Origin of the sequence: Wolbachia endosymbiont (group B) of Camptogramma bilineatum (assembly GCF_947251825.1) — a bacterium.
Taxonomy (GTDB): Bacteria; Pseudomonadota; Alphaproteobacteria; order Rickettsiales; family Anaplasmataceae; genus Wolbachia.
The window spans coordinates 461,879-478,795 of sequence record NZ_OX366391.1 but is presented as its reverse complement, the minus strand read 5'-3'; the positions used below and the strand labels follow the sequence as shown (position 1 = coordinate 478,795).

Annotated in this window: 21 protein-coding genes and 4 pseudogenes; 3 read left to right on the top strand and 22 right to left on the bottom strand. The window is 35.7% G+C overall.

Annotation, left to right across the window (positions count from 1 at the left end):
• Positions 1 to 91 precede the first annotated feature (91 nt).
• From OPR44_RS02490 to OPR44_RS08745, 3 genes are all read left to right on the top strand, one after another.
• A complete protein-coding gene (locus OPR44_RS02490) occupies positions 92 to 1,174 on the top strand; it encodes a hypothetical protein (protein WP_265015231.1) in 1,083 nt (360 codons plus the stop codon).
• A gap of 158 nt (positions 1,175 to 1,332) precedes the next feature.
• Positions 1,333 to 1,662 (top strand): hypothetical protein, encoded by a 330-nt coding sequence (locus tag OPR44_RS02485; RefSeq protein WP_265015230.1) that lies wholly within the window; start codon positions 1,333 to 1,335, stop codon positions 1,660 to 1,662.
• Positions 1,620 to 1,766: a hypothetical protein gene (locus OPR44_RS08745; RefSeq protein WP_406829272.1), complete on the top strand. Its 147-nt coding sequence runs from the start codon at positions 1,620 to 1,622 to the stop codon at positions 1,764 to 1,766. Before OPR44_RS02485 ends, OPR44_RS08745 begins: the two co-directional genes overlap by 43 nt.
• Positions 1,767 to 1,908: 142 nt before the next feature.
• On the opposite strand, the gene OPR44_RS02480 is transcribed toward OPR44_RS08745, so the two are convergent.
• From OPR44_RS02480 to OPR44_RS08650, 22 genes and pseudogenes are all read right to left on the bottom strand, one after another.
• Positions 1,909 to 2,109, bottom strand: a complete 201-nt coding sequence (locus OPR44_RS02480) for a hypothetical protein (protein ID WP_265015229.1) — start codon at positions 2,107 to 2,109, stop codon at positions 1,909 to 1,911.
• On the bottom strand, positions 2,106 to 2,252 hold the full coding sequence (locus OPR44_RS02475) for a hypothetical protein (protein ID WP_265015228.1): 147 nt from the start codon (positions 2,250 to 2,252) through the stop codon (positions 2,106 to 2,108). The genes OPR44_RS02480 and OPR44_RS02475 overlap by 4 nt, the downstream gene beginning before the upstream one ends.
• Before the next feature lie 65 nt (positions 2,253 to 2,317).
• Positions 2,318 to 3,811, bottom strand: a complete 1,494-nt coding sequence (locus OPR44_RS02470) for a recombinase family protein (protein ID WP_265015227.1) — start codon at positions 3,809 to 3,811, stop codon at positions 2,318 to 2,320.
• Positions 3,812 to 3,813: 2 nt separating this feature from the next.
• On the bottom strand, positions 3,814 to 4,245 hold the full coding sequence (locus OPR44_RS02465; protein ID WP_265015226.1) for a DUF2924 domain-containing protein: 432 nt from the start codon (positions 4,243 to 4,245) through the stop codon (positions 3,814 to 3,816).
• A 4-nt stretch (positions 4,246 to 4,249) separates the two neighbouring features.
• Entirely contained in the window at positions 4,250 to 4,702 is a 453-nt protein-coding gene (locus OPR44_RS02460) for an ankyrin repeat domain-containing protein (protein ID WP_265015225.1), read from the bottom strand.
• A gap of 38 nt (positions 4,703 to 4,740) precedes the next feature.
• Positions 4,741 to 5,442: an ankyrin repeat domain-containing protein gene (locus OPR44_RS02455; RefSeq protein WP_265015224.1), complete on the bottom strand. Its 702-nt coding sequence runs from the start codon at positions 5,440 to 5,442 to the stop codon at positions 4,741 to 4,743.
• 167 nt (positions 5,443 to 5,609) lie between these two features.
• On the bottom strand, positions 5,610 to 5,996 hold the full coding sequence (locus OPR44_RS02450) for a hypothetical protein (protein ID WP_320157103.1): 387 nt from the start codon (positions 5,994 to 5,996) through the stop codon (positions 5,610 to 5,612).
• Positions 5,997 to 6,083: 87 nt separating this feature from the next.
• Complete coding sequence (locus tag OPR44_RS02445; RefSeq protein ID WP_265015223.1) at positions 6,084 to 6,662, bottom strand: group II intron maturase-specific domain-containing protein; 579 nt, start codon at positions 6,660 to 6,662, stop codon at positions 6,084 to 6,086.
• On the bottom strand, positions 6,662 to 7,423 hold the full coding sequence (locus tag OPR44_RS02440) for a reverse transcriptase domain-containing protein (protein WP_265015222.1): 762 nt from the start codon (positions 7,421 to 7,423) through the stop codon (positions 6,662 to 6,664). Before OPR44_RS02440 ends, OPR44_RS02445 begins: the two co-directional genes overlap by 1 nt.
• Positions 7,424 to 7,915: 492 nt before the next feature.
• A pseudogene (locus tag OPR44_RS02435) lies at positions 7,916 to 8,749 on the bottom strand (phage tail protein); the annotation flags it as partial.
• Positions 8,749 to 9,549 (bottom strand): baseplate assembly protein, encoded by an 801-nt coding sequence (locus OPR44_RS02430; protein ID WP_264337595.1) that lies wholly within the window; start codon positions 9,547 to 9,549, stop codon positions 8,749 to 8,751. The pseudogene OPR44_RS02435 and the gene OPR44_RS02430, both read right to left, overlap by 1 nt.
• Before the next feature lie 2 nt (positions 9,550 to 9,551).
• The gene (locus OPR44_RS02425) at positions 9,552 to 9,887 is read right to left on the bottom strand and encodes a GPW/gp25 family protein (protein WP_265015221.1); all 336 of its coding nucleotides are present in this window, start codon (positions 9,885 to 9,887) and stop codon (positions 9,552 to 9,554) included.
• Between the two features lie 21 nt (positions 9,888 to 9,908).
• A complete protein-coding gene (locus OPR44_RS02420) occupies positions 9,909 to 10,163 on the bottom strand; it encodes a PAAR domain-containing protein (RefSeq protein ID WP_265015220.1) in 255 nt (84 codons plus the stop codon).
• Between the two features lie 5 nt (positions 10,164 to 10,168).
• Positions 10,169 to 10,633 carry a phage baseplate assembly protein V gene (locus OPR44_RS02415; RefSeq protein WP_264328538.1) on the bottom strand — a complete coding sequence of 155 codons (465 nt, stop codon included), beginning with the start codon at positions 10,631 to 10,633 and terminating at the stop codon, positions 10,169 to 10,171.
• Positions 10,620 to 11,093 carry a hypothetical protein gene (locus tag OPR44_RS02410; protein ID WP_265015219.1) on the bottom strand — a complete coding sequence of 158 codons (474 nt, stop codon included), beginning with the start codon at positions 11,091 to 11,093 and terminating at the stop codon, positions 10,620 to 10,622. The genes OPR44_RS02415 and OPR44_RS02410 overlap by 14 nt, the downstream gene beginning before the upstream one ends.
• Positions 11,090 to 11,583 (bottom strand): annotated as a pseudogene (locus tag OPR44_RS02405) (phage tail protein). The gene OPR44_RS02410 and the pseudogene OPR44_RS02405 overlap by 4 nt, the downstream one beginning before the upstream one ends.
• A gap of 1 nt (position 11,584) precedes the next feature.
• The gene (locus OPR44_RS02400) at positions 11,585 to 11,890 is read right to left on the bottom strand and encodes a head-tail joining protein (protein ID WP_262986521.1); all 306 of its coding nucleotides are present in this window, start codon (positions 11,888 to 11,890) and stop codon (positions 11,585 to 11,587) included.
• Positions 11,891 to 11,985: 95 nt separating this feature from the next.
• Positions 11,986 to 12,990 carry a major capsid protein gene (locus OPR44_RS02395; RefSeq protein WP_264704601.1) on the bottom strand — a complete coding sequence of 335 codons (1,005 nt, stop codon included), beginning with the start codon at positions 12,988 to 12,990 and terminating at the stop codon, positions 11,986 to 11,988.
• 24 nt (positions 12,991 to 13,014) lie between these two features.
• Complete coding sequence (locus tag OPR44_RS02390) at positions 13,015 to 13,383, bottom strand: head decoration protein (RefSeq protein WP_264337591.1); 369 nt, start codon at positions 13,381 to 13,383, stop codon at positions 13,015 to 13,017.
• Positions 13,376 to 14,448 (bottom strand): annotated as a pseudogene (locus OPR44_RS02385) (S49 family peptidase). Before OPR44_RS02385 ends, OPR44_RS02390 begins: the two are co-directional and overlap by 8 nt.
• Complete coding sequence (locus tag OPR44_RS02380) at positions 14,445 to 15,872, bottom strand: phage portal protein (protein ID WP_265015218.1); 1,428 nt, start codon at positions 15,870 to 15,872, stop codon at positions 14,445 to 14,447. Before OPR44_RS02380 ends, OPR44_RS02385 begins: the two are co-directional and overlap by 4 nt.
• Positions 15,872 to 16,902 (bottom strand): annotated as a pseudogene (locus OPR44_RS08650) (PDDEXK nuclease domain-containing protein). The gene OPR44_RS02380 and the pseudogene OPR44_RS08650 overlap by 1 nt, the downstream one beginning before the upstream one ends.
• Between the last annotated feature and the right edge of the window lie 15 nt (positions 16,903 to 16,917).

The following is a 16,917-nucleotide window of genomic DNA, read 5'->3' as shown; positions in this document are numbered from 1 at the left end:
ACAAAGCCATTGTTAGACTCATATATCTTCAATAATCTATTAACAATTCCTATGGTACAATCAATTTTGAAGGCTTTAGTAAAGGGGGAGTATGACAAAAGCAAATCCAATAGTTACATTAAAGGCTAAAATTAAAGAATTTGGTTTTAGTAAATTAAAGGCTGGTAAGAGCAATAAATCAGCAAACTCTGGTGAAACAATGTATTTGGATGTTTCAAGAATGAATTTTGTTATTAATGGAAAAATTATAGATACAGTTTTAACCTCTGCATTAATGGAAGGAGCTAAATGTCGCAAAAGCAATCTTTTTAACAGTGGTGATATATATAGTACTGAAACCGCAAGAAAAAAACAAAGAGAAATAGACACAGATCATGGTAGGGATTTTGTTAATTCAGTTCTAAAAGATCTTGAAAAAGAGCTTGCATATAATGCGTTAAGTGAATTATGGGAAAGTCATTGTAAAAATCTTAAAATTCCTGATTATCAGAAAACCAACTCATATAGGAAAGATTTCGAGAGATTTTACAATGCTGGAAGAGAGCACATGGATTTATTACTAAAAGTAGGAGATGACAATAAGAACTACCGCCCATTTGTAAAAGAAGTTTTTAAGGAAATGTTTAAATATGCTGAAGCAGAAGTTCCAACTGACCTTATCTTAGAAGAACTAGTTACTAATTGTAATCAAGCAGGATACTTAGCAGGTATATTTGTTGAGTATCACTCTGCACTGAGTAATTATCAATTAACACTTCGAGACCCTGATAAAGTAATAAATATTGATTACACTGGCCATAATAATATAAGAGTAAAGTCTGATATGGAAATACCTGTAGCCAAATTTGATAATCCAGGAGAAAAAATATGCGATCTATCGACTTCACTTGAATTTGTACTTGAGTCTCAAGATGGTAAAGATGGTGTAACCTATAAAGATGGCAAATTATTACTTACTATTCCTAATGAACTAAAAAATTATAAAGAGGAAGGTAGAAACTTGTTTGATGTTATTAAAGAATATTTTCAAAAATTCTGCGAAAAATTAGGATTTAAATTCGAGATAAAAACACAAAAAATAGAGCATGATTTGGATGACTCGCTGAAAGTAAACAGTTATCTTGAAGGCCTAAGAACGCCTATTTCTAGCACCAACCATATTATTGGTCATTAAAAGTAAGTATGTGCTGTAAGAGAGTTCAGTTAAGCTTTTTTCTAAAGCATACATTTCTTGTAATAATCCGAACAGGGTAAGATATGTGAGCAAGGTTATATTTGACTTGCATTATTTTTTGGTATTGGTTAATTTAATGTAAGTCAAAGGTAAATTAGGTGGATAATAAAGAAAAAGTATACCTATTTAAGCTCTCCCTAAATAAAAAAATCTATCGTGAAATGGCATTGAAAGGTAGAACTAGTCTCTATACTTTTGCAAAAGAGATTGTTGATGCTTTTGACTTTGAGTTTGATCATGCGTTTGGTTTTTATGATAACATAAAAGATATTCACGAAAGCTCAGAGGCGTATACGTTATTTTATGATTTTGGTGATCCAGTTAATGATAATGAAAAAAGTGTAAAAAAATCTTACATATATAAAATTTTCAACTTAACAAAAAAATGCTATTTCTTTTTGATTATGGTGATAATTGGGAGTTCTTAGTAGAATGTTGTGGTGTCATTGAAGCGGAAATTGGAAAAAGATATCCAAAAATCACTAAAAAGCAAGGAGAAGCTCCTCCACAATATCCTGATTGTGATATATAGTCTAGATGCTACTTCTATCAAATTTTTCTTATTCTTTTTAACTTTGCAGTATACCCTTTCTTGTAATACTCCGAATGAGATAAGATATGTGTTTATGTCTATATATAGGCCAATAGAGTATTATGATCTGTTCGGGTTATTTTTAAAAAGAGCTATACAACGCAACACTACTCACTAATAACGCTGTACCAACAAAACCAGCTAAGATTGCTTGTCTTTTATGGATTGTTTTTTTGTCTGTTGCATCGCTATCAAAACATACAGCTAAAGAGGTGCTGTCATTTGCGTTTCTATTGAGAAGTTCTGGGCTTTTTTTGCTCGTTTCACATGTAGATTGAATCATATTAAGATCGTCATTATTTTTGTTGATATTTTTACACAACTGAGTGTCGATTTCTGTAACTTTTTCAGTATTAGTTTGTTCTTTGATTCCTCTATATCAACTGCAGTAGCAGCAATTTGGCTACCTTTCTTATTTCTCAGCAATACCTTTCAATAGTTTTGGTGTTTTCATAGTTTCTCTCCTTTTGTTGTTTTTATAAATGGTATAATTACGCCGCTAATCCATAAAATTTCTCCCTTTGCTCACTCCACAGCATCGGTATTTCCCTCAAGTCAGCTAACTTCAAACTCCTTGGCTGCCTCCCATTTACTATGTCTTCTTTAATCTTTGGTGCTAAATAATTCAGCCTCAAAATTTGCTGTATACGTCTTGTACCTATATTAATTTTGGCACTCAGCTCTTTCACACTTCCATATTTTCCTGCCTCCAGTTGACGTTTCCAGGAATGGGCTCTTACCACTGCTTTCAGTAGCGCATTGTTTGTTTTTGCTTCTGGCTCTACTACTGTACATTTGTTTCCTTTCTTTTTTATTGGTATAAATTCCACCTTATCGTCTGAACACACCTCTATTCCATCTTCTTTCACTAATACTGTTTTTATTAACCTTTTCACTACTTCTTTCTGTTTTCCAAAACTTAGATTTTTCCATTTTTCTTCGGTCTTTTCTTTCCCATTTTCATATAGCTGCTCTGCTTTCTTCATTACTTCTTTTTCTACTTCTCCTGCTATTACATTTCGGCTTCCTGATTCACAACCCTTTCCCCTTAAATGATTGTTGCATACGTAATATCGATATCTCTTATTCTCTTTTTTTGAGTATGTCAGCGTCATATTTACATCACAGCTCTTACATTTAATTATTCCCTTTAGTAGCGCTTCCTCATATTTTACTCCTCGATACGGTTGATTACTTATCAATTCTTGTGCTTTTTTCCACTTTTCCTCTTCTATTATTGCTTCATGCTTTCCCTCATACTGTTTGTCATAATGTCTTATCTTTCCCACATATATTGGATTTGTTATTATTCTTCTCACCGTTGCTTTTTTAAAGATATCCGTTTTTGCTTTTGTTCGGTATCCTTCCCTGTTTAACTCTCTTGCCAACTCTGCCATTGACTTCAGCTCCAAATATCTTTCAAATATATGCTGCACTGTTTTTGCTTCTTTTTCATTTATTATTAATTCCTTATCTTTTACATCATACCCAAGCGGTAAAGTTCCTCCCATCCATAAACCTTGTTCTTTTGATGTTGCTATTTTATTTTTTACTCTCTCTACTATCATCTCTCTTTCTAGTTGTGCTGCTCCTGATAATACTGTCTGTACGAATTTTCCCATTGGCGTATTATTGTCAAATATCTGTGTTACTGCTACAAAATTTACTCGGTGCCTTCTAAAAAATGACGTTACTTCTATGCTGTCTTTTGTTTCTCTTGATAATCTATCTAGTGTATATACTACTACACAGTCTATCTCTCCTCCTCTGACATCTTCAAATAATTCCTTTATCGCTGGTCTTTCTAAATTTTTTCCTGAATATCCTCCATCATCGTACTTTTTTGCCAATGCTACCCAGCCTTCTTTGCTCTTTATATACTTTTCACATGCTACTCGTTGCGCATCAAGACTGTTAAACTTTTGTTCTAGTCCATCCTCATTTGACTTTCTCGTATATATTGCACATCTTACTTCTTTTAGCATTTTCAACTTCCATTTTTTTTACGCATTCCAAATAATAAAGGGCCGTTGTAACTCATTCCCATTATTTTTCCGGCTACTGCTGGCAATGACGTAAAAAATTCTTCTCTGTAGATTAAACCCTTATCTGTTACCATTACTGCATGCATCTCTTCTCCTCTCTCTAATATTAGCTCTGTTCCTGCTACTGGAAGTTTGTCACTACTTATTCTTTTTCCCTTCTCTAGGCGATCTGCCAGATACTCTAGTCTTTTTGCTCCTTTTCTTGACATTTCTCCATATGCTTTTTCCTGCATTCTATAAGCTAATCTCGGTATCAGATATTTCTTTGAGTATCTAGGCGCCTCTTCCCCATATACCTTCTTCCATATTTTTCTCAGTTCACCCAAAGGTTTTTTCTCTAAATTCATTACTTTCTTTTCTATTTCTTCCTCCATATTTTTAGCCTTTCATAAATAACTTTTCAATTCTGTCTGTTTCTTTCTTTAATACCTCGGTTATCTTTTTGCTATTTTTTGCATAATCCATCGCTGTCATTCCAAATTTATCCGCTTGCTCTATTTCTCCTCCAGCTTTCACTAGCTCCTCCACTATTTCTTTTTCACCTACCATGCACGCAAGGTGTAGAGGTATGCATTTATTTCCATATTCCTCAGCATTTACGTCTGCTCCTGATTTTATCAATTCCCTCACGATTTCTAGGCGTTTCTCGGTTACCGCTAGATGCAGTGCTGTATATCCTTCCGCATCTGCTACATTCACATTCGCTCCTTTTTCAACTAATAACTTCACTGTTTTTGCGTCTACCGCGTAATGCAGAGCTATTCTGTCTCTTGCATAAATATTTTTAAATGAGTTCTCTAATAGTGACTCCTCTTTTCCTTTTTTACTCATGACCTACCTCACCTTTTCTCTGAATTTAAACCCCTTCTTTAAGCCCTCCTTTTCACCACCTCATCTATCATTTCACTTACTTGGCTCATTATTTTGCTTGCTAAATTTTTACATTCTTCCTTTATTAGTGATTTATCTTTCTTCCTTATTTCTCCTATCTCTATTATTTTTAGCTCCGGCATATAGCTCCCATTCAACATGTCTGCTATTTCTCCCACTAGCCTCTCTATTCCATAGCACGTCAGTTCTCTGCTTTTTGTTATTCCACCTTTTTCTCTCAGAAATTTGCTCGCCTTTTCACTTTCTTTACTATCACACAGAGAATACTTTTCACTTTCCCAAATGTAATACATTGGTGTTGCACCATATTTATTCAGTTGATTAACCTCAGCTCCTGCTTTTACTAGCTCTTTTATTATTTCAACTCCTGCTCCTCCTATTTTGCACGCAGAGTGTAGTGGCGTACATCCAGTGACATATTGAGTGGCATTTACTTCCGCTCCTTCTCTTAGCAGCACTTTTACATTTTCTAAGCTTTTCGCAAATACTGCACAGTGTAGTGGTGTATAACCCTTTTTATCTCTTGCATTTACCTCTGATCCTTTTTTTATTAATAATCTCACTGTTTTGTAATCAGAGATTTCTACTGCTTGATGCAAGATCGTCTCTCCTTCTTCATTTCTTTTATTAATGTTTTTACTTGATACTTCTTTAAAAAACTTACTCTTGCTAAACTTCATACTTACCTCACAAAATTAGCTTTTCTAGCGCCAGACAAATTTCTTATATTTACCTGCCGCTATTCAAGTCATGTCCTTTTTGGCATGAGAAAGCAAGTCCTTTTCTTTTTATTTCATACATTTTAACCTATTATTAATATAATATATGAGGATCTAAATATAAGTACTTAACTTATCAGAGATATTACTTGACTATTTTTCCAACTTCTGTGCAAATGTCGATGTTCATGCCACTTCAGTACTCCTGGGTAAAACACTAAAATGTAATTTTCTAATTCGTGTATTGAATCTTCTTTTCCTGAACTTCTATCATTTTTGCAACTAACGTGATATTCCGTTAAATTAGCTTTCGCAACCTTTTGATCAGTAAGATTCTTTGCTTCATATTCATAGCTGATATTAAATCTTTCCAAAATTGGTGTGTATTCCAAGTTCCATAGCTGATCAGAAAGTTTATCATTACCAAGGAAAAGTATGCCTCCTATCTCTTCTTGATAACAAAGAGGTAGGGTCGAGAACTGGCGCGCCTCTTTAGGGTTTGGTGGCTGATCCATTATTTTCATGTTGGGCCTCAATCCAAAATTCCCATATTTACGTTTCCAGCTCCCGCCTCGTCAAACGCAGCATGCAGTTTTCCCGCACTACGCTTTCCTAGTAGATTCTTTACCAAAGTTTATAACATATTGTACTGGGGCTGCTTTCGGAACATAATATCTTAATCTATAGTCTTTATATAGACCTAGTGTTTCGTATATCCATTCGCTACTCCACCTCTCCCAGCCAAATCCCTTTGCTTTTCTGGCTTTCATTAAGTTGCGTCTTACTTTCTTCTCTACCCATTGTTTTACGTAGTTGAAGCTTCGACTTGAGTTTCCTATCCTAAAGTAGTTTGTCCACCCTCTCAATATTGGATTGATGATTTGAATCACTTTCCATATTGGTTGCGATTTGTAACACCGAAATACTTCCTTCAACTTCTGAAGTAGGTTTGTTCGTGTTTTCATCTGCGGTGTTGTTTGCACCCTCCACTTTCTTTGTTTTGTGATCTTCTCTCGAAAATCAAATCCTAGAAAGCTGAAAGTCTCTCCTTCTTTTAGGTTGATTACTTTTGTCTTTTCTTTATTTACTTCTACTTTTAGATTTGCTAATTCTTCTTGTAACCTTTTGTATACTGATTTCTCGAGCCATTCCCATTTCTGGTGTCCATCTATCAGTATCACTAGATCATCTGCCCATCTTCGTATTCTATATGTCGATATTTTCCTTCTTTATTCACCTCTTTTGCCTTCTCTAGCATTTTATCTACCTCATTGAGGTATATATTGCTTAATAGTGGTGAAAGTGTTGATCCTTGCGCTATTCCTCGTTTCCCTCCTACTTTGAGTACTAGCTTGATCAGGTGCATGATTTCTTTATCATTTACTCTTTTAGAAATCTTTTCCATAAGAATGTGATGTCGCACATTGTCAAAGTAGGATTTCAGATCTACATCAATAACTTTTGTATTGCCTTTGATTGCTGCTTTCGCTACCCTGTTTATTGCTTCATGCGCCTTTCTCTTAGGTCTATATCCATATGATCCGTCCTGAAAGTCAGATTCAAATATTGGTTCAATTATTAGCTTTAGTGCTGTTTGCACTATTCTGTCCCGGATGCAGGGTATGTTCAATGCTCTGTGTTTTCCCCCAGCTTTTGGTATTTCCTTCCTCCGGTTCCTATTTTGGCTATAGGTCTTGGTTATTAGTTCGTGTCTTATTTGTTGAAGATACTTTTCTAAGCCTTCTGCCTCTATCGATTCAAATGTCACCCCGTCTATTCCTGGTGCCCCATTACTCTTCTTTGTTAGCTTATATGCTTCTTCTAGTGTCTCCATCTTGCAGACGTGAACATAGATTCCCCAGAATCGCCATTCCGGTTCTGCTTTCGCTTTGGTATATATCTTTCTTCTCAGGTCTTGTAGTTTTATTGGCATTTTTATCATTTTACCTTTACCTCCCTTTTGTTAAAGATTCCTACTAGTAGGGTGCCTTTGCTCCATGAGCGTTACCTCATTTCTTCACTACTACACACCCATCCGCCACCCTTTCATCTTCAGTTCATTTCCTGTTTTCCAGTTATAGAACCTACCGCTCCAAGGTATTTCTCCTTGGGATGAGGAGGGTTTCTCCAGTTGCTTGGTATGTCCTCATTACCATGCTGCCACTACCACCCCGCTGAAGTAGATATGCTGTATCATTCGGATTTCAGCTATCTATTTTGCCTTCACCCTGTTTCCGTGGGCTCAGCCTTCAGTATTTAGCTTCGAGGCCACCTATGTGTTCGCTTTCGCTACGGCCTGGTAATTCGCCATTATCCTACGATAACGTTGTCGGTAGGCTTCAACACTTTGGTTTCCCTACATGTTGCTACCCAAGCTACGGGACTCCGACTTTTATCCCGGTAGGTCTATCTCCTACTGAACATACCAGCCTTTGCTGGACGCACGAAAACAGCTATTTATTTCTCCTAATTTCCAGCTATCTGACAGTACAATCTGTGCTTTCGCAAACTTAATTTCTGGTAATAAACTTTGTGGTAATGGATATAGTGCTTTTACGTTATACCACTGATGACTTCTTTCATAAATGCCTTTGTAATCCTTTGTGTGAGGCTCTGTTTCTCCAAGTACTGCTACATCTAATCGATATATGTCATTACTAAATGTTTGTTCATAATGCTCTCTTAAATAGTTGTCTACAATCTCTACTAACGGACCTCTAGAACTGAAAAAATTTATTCTTCCAAACGATAACACTGGCCCATTTTTTTCAACTTTTATACCAGAGTAGTCTGATAACAAACTTCCAAATAAACTTTCATCTAAAATAAACCTATCAACGTTATAGTGATCATTGAAAATCCTCATTAGCCGCGATCTTGCTGGTAACGATAGTTTTGCAAGTTCTACTACTGCATCTACAAAAAAGTCATTTGGAACATCTTTTATTCCTATTTGTAATTCAAAGAAGTGTTTACCAGGTGGTTCTTCGATGATTGTAATATCTTCTATATTTGCCCATTTTAGTGCTACTTTTAGTGATGCTGGAGTTCCTCTCAGTCTTTGAAATTTTACTCCTTCTATTACGGCTTTTCTTCTATCTTTTACCCAGCGCAGTATTTCTTCTAAACCATATTCTTCTATTATCCACGGCAGTATTTCATCTTTAAGACTAAACTTAAATCCTCTGATACAGCTCGGATCAACCTTATAATCTGTTGCATCAACCAGTGCTTGCTCTTGCTTTGTTGCGTTTGGGGGTAATAACATTAATTCAACTCAATCTTTAAATTTTTCAAATTTGCAGATTCATTTCCCAGAACCACAACATCCTCTCTTGGCTCGATTAATTCCACATTTTCTACACCATCTACAAATAGATTCGCTATTATCCATGATCTTGTTACACTCCACCCTAATCTTTTTGCTAATTCAAACTTCTTAATAAACTGCTTCTTGATTTCTTCCTCTGATATTAAAGGACTTATGCTCATTCTACTGTGGATATCTATTTCCATAATATTGCAGCCAATTACTGTTACTGTATCGGTTAAAACCCTTATATCATCTCTAGTAACCTGCTTTTTTACAATTTCTAGTAGCTCTTCTAACGCTATGCCAGTTATGGATAATTGTGTTGATAAGATTGAGATTTGTACTTTCCCTGGTATAGTTGATTCCACTAGTGCATCTTTTACTCTACTATCTGCTGACAGTGCATGATATTTATAATATTCCTTACTTCCTCCTGTTAACCAACCTGCTATTTTTGCTTTTACCCTCTTTCTAAATCTTTCATCCTCTTCTTCTTTTTCTCTCTCTACTCCATAAAACTCAGCCAAATTATCAAGATCTTCTCCTGTCGCAAATTTAAGTAAGTTACTCTTTACTGCTTCATTTATTCTTTCTCTAAGCAAAAGTTCTCGCCATGCTGCTACTTCTAATACCTTCATTGCTGGATCACTTTCCACCAATCCTGTAAAACTTGCATCTCGCTTTACTAACTCTTCCTTCATTCTCGAAAAGATTTCCTCAAAGCTCAGTGATTCAATAATATTTGGCTGCTGCATCTTTATACTACAACCCCATCGAAGCGAATCTTTCTTCCCATTGGCAGATACAATCCTTCTAGATCAAACGTCACTTTTCCTTCTTTTACTCCTTCAACTTTTACTTTTTCTAACTTAAATCTCTTCTCAAATTTCCCCAGTGCTTCTGCAGTTGATGCGTAAATTTCCAAAGTTAAATCCCTATTTATTGGCTTATCTACTAATTCAAATAGTCTTGAGCCATAATCTCTTCTCATTATTCTACTGTTAATAGGAGTGGTCAATATATCAATTATCGATTGTTTCAGATGTTCTATTCCCTCTAATTCTTTACCTGTTTTAGCGTCCATTCCTTTCATTTTTCGACTATTTTAATTTTTTTATTTTGAAAACACACTTTGATTTTTACTTACTATTTGAAAACTACAGGATGCCACATCACCTGTTCTCGCTACACCAATACCATTTACAAATACGTTGTTTGATCCTTGCGTTAGTATTTCCCCAATACTCAAGATATCACCCTTACTACAAGCAGGTCTACCATTAACAAATACATCTTCACTCCCGCTCACACAGACATGAATCGGCATACCTGTACAATGATCTCCTATGCAAACAACTGCTTTACTCATATATATCAATTTAAATCTACTCTTCTTGCTTTTAATTTAATACTATCTTTTGTCATTTCTATACTCGATTCCCCAGCCTTCAGTGTTATTTTGTCCACTACTTCAATCTCTAAATGATGCTTCCCTTTATCATATGTAAACTTTGTCCCATCCTGAAATTTTACACTATTTATTTCCTTTTTATTCTCTGGTGCAGCATACTTCTGTTGATATATTCCAGCTAGTACTACTCCTAATGATAACTCTCCCAATGGTGACAATATTACTACCTGTTCATTTATGCTTGGTGGTAGCCAGCTTCTTTCCTCTCCTGCTCTAGAAGTTATCCATGGAAGAAAATCTGTTAAAAGTTCACCTATTTTTACTCTTACTTTTGCTTTTTCATAATCTATTTCTTTTACAACTCCTATACGAATGATATTCGCTACTTTTCTATTTAACTCTGAAATTGCAAAACTATGGTCTAACATGCACTTCACCTATATCAATAACATGTGGCATTATGCCAGTTGACCATACTGATTTACCCGTATGCACTTCATGAGTCCACTCTACTAACCACACTAAATATGCATCAAGCTCTGGCCTAAAATCATCTCCTCCTCCTGATATAAATTCTCCTAGCGAAACATTTTCCACATTCCAAGTATTTTTATTTACTACTTTTGCAACTTCGCTAGCTAAAGATCTGACAATAATAGCTGCATTTTCTATTGTGCTATCAATCACAATTCGTGCCTCAAATCTTGCTTTCAGCGCTAATTCTTCTGTTCCTGGATCATGTCCTTTTTCAAAGCCACTAAGTTCCACAAATACTGCCGGTGCTACTAATTCTTTCCTTATTACTGGATATACTTCGCATGTTTGTATCGCAGAAATTTCTTTCTTCAGCGTGGTACAAATTTTATCATGTAAATCTTTCAAATTCATCCTTTATAGCTCAATTGACGTTCAAAAAATTTTGTAAAGACTTTCTCAACCTCATAATTAACAATATTATCCTTGAAGCCTCTGGTTTCAGTGACAATTTAACTTCCTTTATTGGCAATGCTGCTCTTCCTTCACGTTTAAAAATACCGCTATTTCCTTTTTGCATAACTGCTGCAAATCCTCCTATAAACTCATGCTTTCCTACTTTCGATCCCCTTCTTGTTTTTTGTATTTTACCAATTGTCGATGCTCTAATGTCATAGAGATTTGCTCTAATTAACACGTCTAATCTGCTAGTTTTCGCCTTAAAAATTCTTAATCTCTTTCTTATCAAACTTAATTTTATCTTCTTTTCCTCACTGATTTCCTTAGCTGCTTGCGCTTTTAACCATAGTGCCGTTTTGTTTAATGCCTTTACCGTTGCTAATTCTACTTTTCTTCTTTTAGCATTTACACTTTCTATTACCTCAACTTCTATATGAACAGACATTTTACACCCCAGACGCTTTTATTTTCCACGTTATTCCAGACTTGTCTCTAAGTGGCGGTGAGTGTACTTTATATCTTCGATCACCTATAACAAAAACATCTCCCACTATTGGCTTTAACACATCAAACGCACTTACTTCTAACGCTAAAGTTTCTTCCACAAATTGTCCTTCACCAATCTCGTATAATTTATCTGGCTGTTGCTTTAATACTTGTACCATGTATGACTTATCCTTTGATTTATACAAAGCCACTTCTCCTAAATGGGCAAAACAATCTTCTAATAATCGCTTAATATTCTCTTGCATATTTCTTTTTGATATACTAACCTTTACATGCTAAGAAAGCCATATCGGTAGAGTCGTTCTGTGCCTCACCACCTTGTAGTTACTCTACCAGTATGTTATGCTATAGCGACTTTTACTAATACGCCAGGTCTATGGCACATTGGCAATGGATTTGACTGCGTATGTAAATCTGTTCCTCTATCAAATCTTCTTGGTTCTTGCTTTGCATATAGTGGCTGTCCTAGTGTGTTTACCGTCTCATTAAAATCTGCTGGTGCAAAATATGTTGTAAATGTGCTTGCTGTTCCTAGTGGAAAACAGTGACCTGTATCTTTCTCAATAAATCTTCTCACGGTTCCTTCAGGATCAGTTGCTTGTCCTCTGTATTCCTCAAATGTTATTCCACAAAACGTAAATCCTGATCTCATATCATTCCGAAGCGCTGCTCCTTCTTGCCATCTTTCATATGCTTCTTTTACTTTACTATGCGAAGTTAATGCATCAAAAAATTCAGGGCTTACCAAAGCATGTACTCCTGTCATATATTCACCACTTAGATTATCTTCTATATGCCGGAGTACTTCCATACACTTACGCTTTACATCTGTTGTTGCTGTTCCTAGTGCAAAATTTACTACTTTTGGCGTGATTTCAAATTCGTTGTACAGATTTAATAATTCTGACCCGTCAGCATCTAAAATTATTCCTTTCAGCGCTCCCATTCGTAAATGCTCTAATGTTATTGCGTGTTTGTTTCTCATTAGCTGTAAATGGTCAGTTACTACGTCTGCCAGCGCTTTCAGTTCACTCTCTGATCCAAATGCTCTTATTCCCTGTACTTCTTCTGGTAACACTACATCATCATGAGGAATATGTGGAATCGTAAATGTTCTTACTTTTCTTTTTCCTCTTTTTCCTACTGTTGCTGGTGCTCCGGGTAACTGCGTTGGTAGTAAACTTAACACTCCGTTGTGTTCTTCTATCGTAATATGTCTAAATCTTACTGATCTACTTGGAAATAAATTTAAATTTCCAACACGTCCATAATTTATCGGCAATATATTCATCGCATTTGTTAGTGCCGTCATGCTAAATGCTGTATTTGTAAATGGATTTTGCATTCTTTTTCTCCTTATTAATTTTAGTTAAACTCCCTTGCGGATAATGATCCCTCGTCCTTCAAGTTGCTTTATTGCTGCAGTTTTCTGCTCTTCAGTGATATTTGCTGGCCATACAACTGCATAATCAGCTAGCATTGCACTACGAGTAATAATTACTGCTTTGGCATTTTCTGTCGCATTTACATCACTTACTATTGCACCTATTGCTGTTTGTGTGCCATCTGTGGCAGTTGGATTTATTATCCTAATCATGTTGTCTTTATCACGACCAACAACTGTCCCTAGCTTCAGATTTTGACCCTTTGCTACCGTTATTTGGTCTCTTGAATATAGACTTGATGCCTCATACTTTAATAAGTCACCTAGATTATTTTGTTCTGTTATACTACTCATTTTGCTTTTCTCCTTTTGTTATATATTTTAAATGCCTACGACTTTTCGCTACCTGCATCATCAACTCTTCTCCTGAATTCTGTGGTATTGTACTTATTATCTCTGTCTTCTTTGTTCTTTCTGCAAGTAATTCCATTAAAACCTCCCTTGCTTGCTCAACACTTACACCCTGCTCAATAAATTCTCCTATTTTCTCTGGCATTCGTGATAAGTTACACAAACGTATTAATTCAACAACTTCAGTACGATACTTAGTTAAATTATTAGTTTTTAGGTCATTTGTAGTTTGTTCATTCATAATAATACTCCTGTTTTGATTAATAGATGAAAGAATTGTAATTCCATCTGCAAGACCTATCTCTACTGCTTTCTCGCCAAAATATAGCCCTGCTTCTGTTGATTTGATTGCTTCTACAGAAAGGTTTCTATTGCGTGCTATTAGCTCAACAGCATTCCATATAAACGATTCACTTCGCTTTTTAGGTTTTCTAAACTCTCAGAAGTTATTGGCTCATGTGGATTTAAATCATTTTTTCTACTTCCTGCAAATACTGTCGTATATTTTATTCCCTGTTTTTCATCAAACCCACTTTGATCTATATGACTTGCTATTACTCCTATGCTTCCTACTCCTGAAGTTCTACTCACAAATACCTTTTCAGCGCTAGAAGCTATAGCGTACGCAGCAGAATATGCATCATCATTTGCTATCGCTATTATCCTCTTTTTTCCTCTTGATTCATAAATAAAGTCAGCTAGGTCAAATATACCGTTTACCTCTCCTCCGGGGCTATCTATTTCCAGTATAATTGTCTCTATGCTACTATCTGCTAATGCTTGTGTAATTTGTTCTTCTATTTGCTCATATGATGTCATTCCGAGCATTTCATCAAATGCACCAGGTTTTTTAGTTAAAATGCCATGTATCGGTATTATTCCTCTTTCACTATTTCTTACTGCATGTTTTATATTTTTAAAGATAGGCTGCTTTCCTGTTTGTAGTGACAGTAACTCAAAACTCCTTGGTTCTACCATTACACATCTGTTTAGCCATTGTTGTTTCATATCACCTCTTGATTGGCCGTAACGTCAGAATCAAAACTTAAGCCCAGTTCACTTGCACGTCTTTGATCTTCTGCTATTTCTTGGTCAATTTCTTCTACATCATAACCCATTTCTGATACTACTTCCGCTCGACTCTTGAATCCATTTCTTACTGCCATTTGCTGTGCTTGCTGATCTTTTAGCGGATCGACCCAATCAAATCCCTGTGGTATCCATTTTACTTCTTTTTTTGCTCCTTCTTTTCCCTTTGTCCATTCTTCACCTATGTCTAGCTCTCCAGAAAGTAGTGCTAACTCTAACCACCTATCCCATACAGGACGGCAAAACTGAAATACCATTATGTTATGCTGTAACATTGTACATCTCCTACGAAACTCTATTAATCCTGCTCTAATTGATGAATAATTAACACCGGTTAAATCTCCTGTTAGTTGCTCATATGTTATCCCTGTACCAATCGCTATTGCCCTGAGTTGCTGTCTTATAAACGCTTCATAACTTCCTCCAACATCTGACGGTTCTGAAAATTTTATGTCTTCTCCTGGGTCTAAAAGCTGCATTGTTCCTGGCTCTAAACCTGATAGTGCCACTCCTTGCTCATTACTTTCACTTTCTCCCATGATATTTGCTTCTGGATCGAGTCTCGTAATAAATCCAGCAAACATTGCTGCAGTTTTCTTTCTCACCAGCTCTGCATCATCATATTGATCAAGCTCATAAAGCTTCAGCAGTATATTAGAAAGCCAAGGCTCCCCTCTGATTTGCCCAGGTCTTAATGGTCTATAAATATGTAAAACATCATTTGCTGGCACTCTCACTGATTCTCCAAACATACTTTCACCAGGGTGTTCTTTAAATAGGTAGTATGCTTCTCTTTGCCCAAGCCTGTTAAACTCAATCCCGTTTCTTATTACATTACCATTTCCTAAAGTTTGATTTGTTTTATTATCTAAATGTTCAGACTCAAGTACTTGTAGTTGTAATGGTACAGAAAATCTATCTTCCAGCTTTCTCGTTCTTAAACGTACAAAACATTCTCCTCCCTCTATCATACTTCTGCACACTAGAGCTTGTAATCCATAAAAATCACTTACTCCGTTACTGTCTGCTTCATCTGTCCATTTTAGCCATAATTCTTGCACCTTCTTTCGAAATTCTGCATTCTTTGCTTTTGATTGCGGCTTTATTCCTGTTCCAATAGAGTTACTTACTATTGTATCAATAATATTTGCTGCATATGGATTTTTTCTCACCATATCACGTGATCTACTACGTAAAGTTTCAAGGCTTTGAGACAGCAAATTGTTTATACTTCCTAACTCTGGTTGAAAGTGAAAAAATCTTCTTCCTGATCCTGCTGCATCCCACGCTGAGCTTTTGATTTTTGGCTTACTAAATAGTTGTTTGAATGATTTGAGTAGCATTACTTCTCTTTATCTGAAACTTTAGATAACTCAGCTTCTAATTCCTCTATCGTTGGTAAAGCTGTCTTTATATTCTCTGGTAGACTTTCAGTTATTCGATATTCTGCTAGTCCTATTGGTTTTGTCATATCTTTTAGAGTGTATTTTGCTAGTACATCATTTTTAGATTTACATAAAATCAACCCTACAGATGGTTGATCTGTCTCGTGTTTTAGCAAGTCATCTACTGCTGAAAGGTAGAAATTCATTTTACCGGCGTATTCTGGTTTAAACTTATTATTTTTCAATTCAATTACTATAAAACAACGTAATTTTAGATGGTAGAATAATAGATCGACAAAGAAGTCTTCATCACCAACATCTAAATGAAATTGTCTACCTACAAATGCAAAGCCTTCACCAAGTTCTAACAAAAACTTCTCCATATGTCCTACAAGACCTTTTTCTACTTCTCTTTCATGAGCATCCTTTCCTATACTTAAAAAATCAAAAATATATGGATCTTTTAACGTGTAATGCGCTAGATCTGATTGAGGTGAAGGTAACTTCTCTTTAAAATTAGTGATAGCCTTTCCTTGACGTTTATGTAACCCAAGTTCAATCTGCATTACCATGATGTTTCTTGACCAGCCATGTTCTATAGCTTCTTTTATGTAGAATAGCCCGCTTCTTTGTCCCGAACTAAGTCCATCAGAAATACATTATGTCCCCATGGCAATTGGGCAACAAGTTGTTGCACAAATTCAATATCTTGATATTCCCCTGCAAACTGCCTCATATATTTTAGATTTCTTGTGCTAAAACCTTTCATTTCTGGAAACTCAGCCTTTAAGTCTCTACTTAACTGCTCAATTACTTTGGATCCCCAACCTTGGCTCTTTTGTTTTTCTAGAATCTGTGTTCCAATATAATGATAAAGTAGTAGTAGCTCTTTATTTACTGTTCTTGCTGCTTTATAACGACTAATAGCAATCTGTTCTTTCAGCTGCTCTAAAAATTCTGTATATTCTTTTGCTATAATTTTTGTCATACGGTTCCTTTCAAC

Excerpts from the sequence above, each read along its gene's own strand:
- OPR44_RS02490 (WP_265015231.1), top strand. The coding sequence starts at position 92 with ATGACAAAAGCAAATCCAATAGTTACATTAAAGGCTAAAATTAAAGAA.
- OPR44_RS08745 (WP_406829272.1), top strand. The coding sequence starts at position 1,620 with ATGCTATTTCTTTTTGATTATGGTGATAATTGGGAGTTCTTAGTAGAA.
- OPR44_RS02480 (WP_265015229.1), bottom strand. The coding sequence starts at position 2,109 with ATGATTCAATCTACATGTGAAACGAGCAAAAAAAGCCCAGAACTTCTC.
- OPR44_RS02470 (WP_265015227.1), bottom strand. The coding sequence starts at position 3,811 with ATGCTAAAAGAAGTAAGATGTGCAATATATACGAGAAAGTCAAATGAG.
- OPR44_RS02465 (WP_265015226.1), bottom strand. The coding sequence starts at position 4,245 with ATGGAGGAAGAAATAGAAAAGAAAGTAATGAATTTAGAGAAAAAACCT.
- OPR44_RS02460 (WP_265015225.1), bottom strand. The coding sequence starts at position 4,702 with ATGAGTAAAAAAGGAAAAGAGGAGTCACTATTAGAGAACTCATTTAAA.
- OPR44_RS02455 (WP_265015224.1), bottom strand. The coding sequence starts at position 5,442 with ATGAAGTTTAGCAAGAGTAAGTTTTTTAAAGAAGTATCAAGTAAAAAC.
- OPR44_RS02450 (WP_320157103.1), bottom strand. The coding sequence starts at position 5,996 with ATGGATCAGCCACCAAACCCTAAAGAGGCGCGCCAGTTCTCGACCCTA.
- OPR44_RS02440 (WP_265015222.1), bottom strand. The coding sequence starts at position 7,423 with ATGATAAAAATGCCAATAAAACTACAAGACCTGAGAAGAAAGATATAT.
- OPR44_RS02430 (WP_264337595.1), bottom strand. The coding sequence starts at position 9,549 with ATGCAGCAGCCAAATATTATTGAATCACTGAGCTTTGAGGAAATCTTT.
- OPR44_RS02425 (WP_265015221.1), bottom strand. The coding sequence starts at position 9,887 with ATGAAAGGAATGGACGCTAAAACAGGTAAAGAATTAGAGGGAATAGAA.
- OPR44_RS02420 (WP_265015220.1), bottom strand. The coding sequence starts at position 10,163 with ATGAGTAAAGCAGTTGTTTGCATAGGAGATCATTGTACAGGTATGCCG.
- OPR44_RS02415 (WP_264328538.1), bottom strand. The coding sequence starts at position 10,633 with ATGTTAGACCATAGTTTTGCAATTTCAGAGTTAAATAGAAAAGTAGCG.
- OPR44_RS02410 (WP_265015219.1), bottom strand. The coding sequence starts at position 11,093 with ATGAATTTGAAAGATTTACATGATAAAATTTGTACCACGCTGAAGAAA.
- OPR44_RS02400 (WP_262986521.1), bottom strand. The coding sequence starts at position 11,890 with ATGCAAGAGAATATTAAGCGATTATTAGAAGATTGTTTTGCCCATTTA.
- OPR44_RS02395 (WP_264704601.1), bottom strand. The coding sequence starts at position 12,990 with ATGCAAAATCCATTTACAAATACAGCATTTAGCATGACGGCACTAACA.
- OPR44_RS02390 (WP_264337591.1), bottom strand. The coding sequence starts at position 13,383 with ATGAGTAGTATAACAGAACAAAATAATCTAGGTGACTTATTAAAGTAT.
- OPR44_RS02380 (WP_265015218.1), bottom strand. The coding sequence starts at position 15,872 with ATGCTACTCAAATCATTCAAACAACTATTTAGTAAGCCAAAAATCAAA.